The 4517-nt window shown below is 66.9% G+C and carries 6 protein-coding genes; 4 read left to right on the top strand and 2 right to left on the bottom strand.

Going from position 1 to position 4517, the window contains the following annotated elements:
* The first annotated feature begins 214 nt into the window (after positions 1 to 214).
* The gene (locus ACODTA_RS30215; protein WP_489071378.1) at positions 215 to 814 is read left to right on the top strand and encodes a hypothetical protein; all 600 of its coding nucleotides are present in this window, start codon (positions 215 to 217) and stop codon (positions 812 to 814) included.
* A gap of 56 nt (positions 815 to 870) precedes the next feature.
* Positions 871 to 1701 (top strand): DUF2059 domain-containing protein, encoded by an 831-nt coding sequence (locus ACODTA_RS30210; RefSeq protein WP_489071376.1) that lies wholly within the window; start codon positions 871 to 873, stop codon positions 1699 to 1701.
* Positions 1702 to 2043: 342 nt separating this feature from the next.
* Here ACODTA_RS30210 and ACODTA_RS30205 read toward each other — a convergent pair whose 3' ends face one another.
* On the bottom strand, positions 2044 to 2832 hold the full coding sequence (locus tag ACODTA_RS30205; protein ID WP_489071374.1) for a class I SAM-dependent methyltransferase: 789 nt from the start codon (positions 2830 to 2832) through the stop codon (positions 2044 to 2046).
* A 159-nt stretch (positions 2833 to 2991) separates the two neighbouring features.
* Between ACODTA_RS30205 and ACODTA_RS30200 the strand changes: the two genes are divergently transcribed.
* Both ACODTA_RS30200 and ACODTA_RS30195 read left to right on the top strand, forming a co-directional pair.
* Positions 2992 to 3255 (top strand): hypothetical protein, encoded by a 264-nt coding sequence (locus tag ACODTA_RS30200; protein ID WP_489071372.1) that lies wholly within the window; start codon positions 2992 to 2994, stop codon positions 3253 to 3255.
* 58 nt (positions 3256 to 3313) lie between these two features.
* On the top strand, positions 3314 to 4009 hold the full coding sequence (locus tag ACODTA_RS30195) for a hypothetical protein (protein ID WP_489071370.1): 696 nt from the start codon (positions 3314 to 3316) through the stop codon (positions 4007 to 4009).
* Positions 4010 to 4057: 48 nt separating this feature from the next.
* On the opposite strand, the gene ACODTA_RS30190 is transcribed toward ACODTA_RS30195, so the two are convergent.
* On the bottom strand, positions 4058 to 4517 hold a 460-nt coding region (locus tag ACODTA_RS30190; protein ID WP_489071368.1), incomplete at its 5' end, for a hypothetical protein.

Raw genomic sequence — 4517 nt, 5'->3', positions numbered from 1 at the left:
CTTCCATTCCAATGAAAGGATCGCACCATCAAACCGTGGGATCAAACACCTAGTTTCTTGACGCTCTCCCCCCAACCAATTCATCCAATATGGACCTAAAAACCGCCGCCCGCGCCGCGCCGCTCTTTTCGTTTCGGCGCGCGGTGCGCTAGTTGGATGGGGCGCGTTCGCGGGGGGCGTGGCTGGTGGCTTCGATCGGGGCCGGGGGTAAATGATGCGGAAATCGGGTCTGGTGGTGGTGCTGTTGGCCGTGGCGGGGTGTGGTGCGCCGCCGCCTGCCGGATCGCCGGACAATGCTGCCGAGGCGGCGGCCGACGCGATCGAGCGCGCGGCGGCGAATATCCAGGCGGAGGTGGCCGCCGGGGGCGCCGGGGCTGCCGCGCGCGGCGGAACGGGCTGGACTTATAGCGAGAAGATCGATCCGATGACGGACAAGCCGACCAAGTCGGCCTGCGTCACCTCCACCAACGAGGTGCGGCTGGATGCGCCCTATGACAATGTGACGGCCGAGCTTTGCCTGCGCGATTCGCCGCAGCATGGGCGCGACGCGTTCGTCGCGCTGAACGGGGAGGGGCAGATCCTGTGCCGATCCTATGAGCGGTGCAAGCTGCAGGTCCGCTTCGGCAAGGCGCCGGCCCGCAATTTCAGCGGCATCGGCGCCAGCGACGGATCGTCGAACATCGTGTTCTTCACCGATCGCGCATCGCTGGAAAAGGGCGTGCGGACCGCCGACGAGACGATCGTCCAGATCGAGTTCTACGAGGCGGGGCAGCAGGCCATCCGCTTTCCCACCAAGGGGCTGGACTGGAAATAGGGCGGATCGGGCGCGGCGGCGTGAACCGGATTTCGGGGGTGAAGGCGATTTCGGGGATGAAGACGATTTCGGGGATGAAGACGATGCGCGGATCTGGTTTCGCCATGGCGGCGGGCGTGGCGATGATGGCGGCCCAGGCCCAAGCAGGGCAGGCCCAAGCCGGGCAAGCCCAGCAGGCGGATGCCGGGCGGGGGCAGGCCGGCGCGGCCCCGGTGGAGGCGGGCGCGGCGGCGCCCGTGTCGACCGCGCAGGCGCTGGCCGCGGAACTCGCGGAGGTGCTTACGCCACGCGAGGCGATGCTGGGAAATCTGCACGCCAACGCGGTATCGGCGATCGACAAGGGGCTTGCCCAGGATCCGAACCTGCCCCCGGCGGAAGCGAAGCATCCGGGGCTGACGGCGGCGATGAAGGCTGCCGGGCTGGCCGCCGTCGAGCCCGTGTTCAACGATGCCTGCATGGATCTGGCGGTGCGCCATCGCGAGCTGCTGGCGCGATCCTTCACAGTGCCGGAACTTCGCGAGCTTCTCGCCTTTTATCGCAGCCCGGAGGCGCGGCAGGGGGCGGCGGCGGCACTGGCGCAGGCGCGGGCCGCTCTCAGCCCGGTCGAGAAGAAGAAGATGGGTGAAAGGGCCGGTGCGGGCGCGCTGACGGATCAGGAATTCCAGGCAATGGTCGCGCCGGGCACCACGCCCAAGGTTCCGCCGGCGGTGGAGCGGGCCTTCCTCAAATTCGCCGAGAGCGCCGTGGCGGAAAAGCTGGCGGTGGTCACGCCCGAATTCCAGAGCGTGACGGTGGGGTGGATGAACGAGACCGCCCCGAAGGTCCAGTCGACCATGAGGGATGCGATGATGGAGAAGGCCACGGCCTATATGGCGGGCAATCGATAGCGCGGCGGGGCTGCCCGCGCGGCGGCCAAATCGATCCTGAAATGTGGCCCATGGCGATCGCGGTTTCGGCGGCGTTGAGAGTGTCATTTCGTGCGCCGACGCGGCCCCCCGTTTGGGCTGAGCCTGTCGAAGCCCTGTTCTTCTGTTTCGGTGTCAAGGAAGGACAGGGCTTCGACAGGCTCAGCCCGAACGGGTTGGAGGGATTGAGGGGGAGGGGCGGGCTCCGGTTGTTGCGGTGTCAAGGAAGGACAGGGCTTCGACAGGCTCAGCCCGAACGGGTTGGATTCAGCAGGGCGGGCTCCGGCTTCCGCTCCGCATGGGGCCGTGCGCGATGCCGGCCATTCAAGCCGATGCGGGTGTGCCGGTCACGAGGCGGAGGGGGCCGTCGAAGAATGGCTGGGTGCGGAGATGGCCGAATTTCTCGTCCCACCGCCCGCTTGCCAGATCGTCCGCAAGCGCGTGCACGAAGCGTTCGACCGAGGCCTTTGGAACAAGGCTCCAACTGGAACAGGCGAGGCGCGCTTCCGCGTCGAGCAGCGCTTCGGGGCGGCCATAATAGGCTTCGTTGAATCCGTCCGCGCACAGCAGGGGGACGGGCACGGGTTCGACCCGAACGCGCCCGCCAAGCGCGGCGGTGATCCGGTCGATCGCGGGGAAGCGGCTCGCCTCGATCTCGCGCACTTCGGGGATATAGTCGCTCAGCCAGTAATCCATCATCCGCGCCGGATCGCAGACGAGCAGCACGACCGGCCCGCGCGTGACCCGGCGCATCTCGGCCAGCCCCTTTTCGAGATCGGACCATTGATGGACGGTGACGGTGGCCATCGACGCGTCGAAGCGGCCGTCCGCGAACGGCAGGTTTTCCGCCACCGCGTCGATCGCCACGGAAAGATGCGCGGGCCGCTGCGCGCGCATCGATGCCGATGGTTCCACCGCCGTGACATCGCGGTCCGGCGGCTCATAGGATCCCGCCCCGGCGCCGACGTTCAGCACGGTCCGCGCATCGCCCAGCGCCGCGTGGATCTGCGCGGCGATGACGGGATCGGGCCTGCGAAACCGGCTGTAGGTGCCGCCGATCCGGCCATAATCGACATCGCCGGCGCTGCCGTCCGGATGGCGTGCTTCAGTCATGGGGCGCTCCGGCACAGGGGTGTCGCATATCCATGTCTGGAACCATTGGCGGTGAAATGAAACCGTCTGCCGGCGGAAATGCGGGCTGGCGGACGCGCTGGTTGCGGACGAAGCCCGCCGGCGGCATTGTCGTGGAGAAGCTGGCCAGGGGTGTCGCGGATGAAGACGATCCATACCGATATTTTCGGCCTCCTCCCCTGGACGTATCTGCTGCTTTCGGCCGGCGCGTTCGGATTGGCTTGCGACATGATGGTTCGCGGTGGCCGTGGGCCTTTCGGCATCGGCGGAAATGCCGGGCTGGCGGTCTTCGCGCTTGCCGGTCTCGCCTGGCTGGTCCTTGCGATCAGGCGATTCCGGCAGGTCAGGCAGGCGAAGCGGGAGGGGCGCGATCCGGCGATCGTCCGGGTCGAAACCGGGCGGTGACGATCGGCGGCGGGCGCGATAGGACCGCCGGCACGCGGAATCGGAATCGGGGAAGTCCATGAGGGCGTTTTATCTGGCGGCGGCGATGTTGTCGGTGCTGGCGGCGTGCGGGGCGCCCGCCGAGGAGCGGCGGGGCGATCCTCCATCGGCGGACCGCGCCGCCGGCGACAGCCGGGCATTCATCCCGGCCGTGGGAACGCATGCGTCGCGCACGATGATGATGATGATACCAAGGCAGGTCACCGAACGGATGGAGCGGATGATGGCCGCCGTGCGGCAACGGCCGGAGTGGTTCGCCGACTGGTCCGCGAACCACCGCAACGCGGACCGCACGCTGCGATACCATCCGAACCTGGGCATCAGCGAGGAGGATCATCGCCTGATCCTGCAATCGGTGAAGCACATGCAGCTTCAGGAGGTGGAGCGCGGGGCGCTGACCGTCACCCGGCGGGACGATGGCGGGATCGCGCTGAGCTCCACCGGGCGCGCGGCGTATCTGAACGGCGTGGTCATTCATCCCGACAAGGATTTCGTGGAAACCCGGCATGGCCGGTTGAAGACGCGCACCGCGATCAATCAAACCGATCCGAACGCGCCGACCGGCCGGTGGCGCGGGGTTCAGTGGAGCGACGACAATGAAGGGCGCGGCCCCGTCGTCAAGCTCGCCGTCGGCAAGCGCGCGGCGGGCGAGACGATCATCTATTATGACGTGGAACCCAGCGCGGATGAAACGCTCGTCCTCCTCTACGAATAGGCGCGATCCGCCGGGGCGAGCGAGCCTGAAAGGCCGGGCAGAGGGCGGCTAGCCAGCCGATCCCCGCCATTCCCGCCATTGGAACACGGCCCGAACCCGACTGGCGGGAAGCGCGCCACTTGCGAACATGCGCTTCTGCTCTAGCCTGCCGGCATGCAGGAACCTTCGCCACGCCATTGCCGGCTCATAGTGCCGCTGCTCCAGTCCCGCGACGGTGAGGAGACCTTGGTGATCCTGTCTCAGGATCGCCGGCTGATCGTGTTCGATATCGCCTGGGGCGAAGACCTTGGGGATGACTTCGAGCACATCACGACAAACATCTCCCCTGGCGTCGAAGGTGCGGTGATTGATCTGTTTTTCACGGATGAGGTTGTGAGCATTGTCGATCCGAAAGGGGGCGAGACGTTGTGGCGGACTGACGGAATACCGAACGTCCGCTAGCGCCCCTATTCGGTTGAAAAACTCAGGCTTGAAGTAGCGCGGGCGTCCTGATTCAGTCTCCGTGAGA

This window comes from Sphingomonas sp. FG14, from assembly GCF_057809675.1.
The sequence above is the reverse complement of the archived record's forward strand: the minus strand, read 5'-3'. Positions and strand labels throughout refer to the sequence as shown.

Coding starts and splice junctions, on each gene's coding strand:
- ACODTA_RS30200 (WP_489071372.1), top strand. CDS start 2,992: ATGAAGACGATCCATACCGATATTTTCGGCCTCCTCCCCTGGACGTAT.
- ACODTA_RS30205 (WP_489071374.1), bottom strand. CDS start 2,832: ATGACTGAAGCACGCCATCCGGACGGCAGCGCCGGCGATGTCGATTAT.
- ACODTA_RS30215 (WP_489071378.1), top strand. CDS start 215: ATGCGGAAATCGGGTCTGGTGGTGGTGCTGTTGGCCGTGGCGGGGTGT.
- ACODTA_RS30210 (WP_489071376.1), top strand. CDS start 871: ATGAAGACGATTTCGGGGATGAAGACGATGCGCGGATCTGGTTTCGCC.
- ACODTA_RS30195 (WP_489071370.1), top strand. CDS start 3,314: ATGAGGGCGTTTTATCTGGCGGCGGCGATGTTGTCGGTGCTGGCGGCG.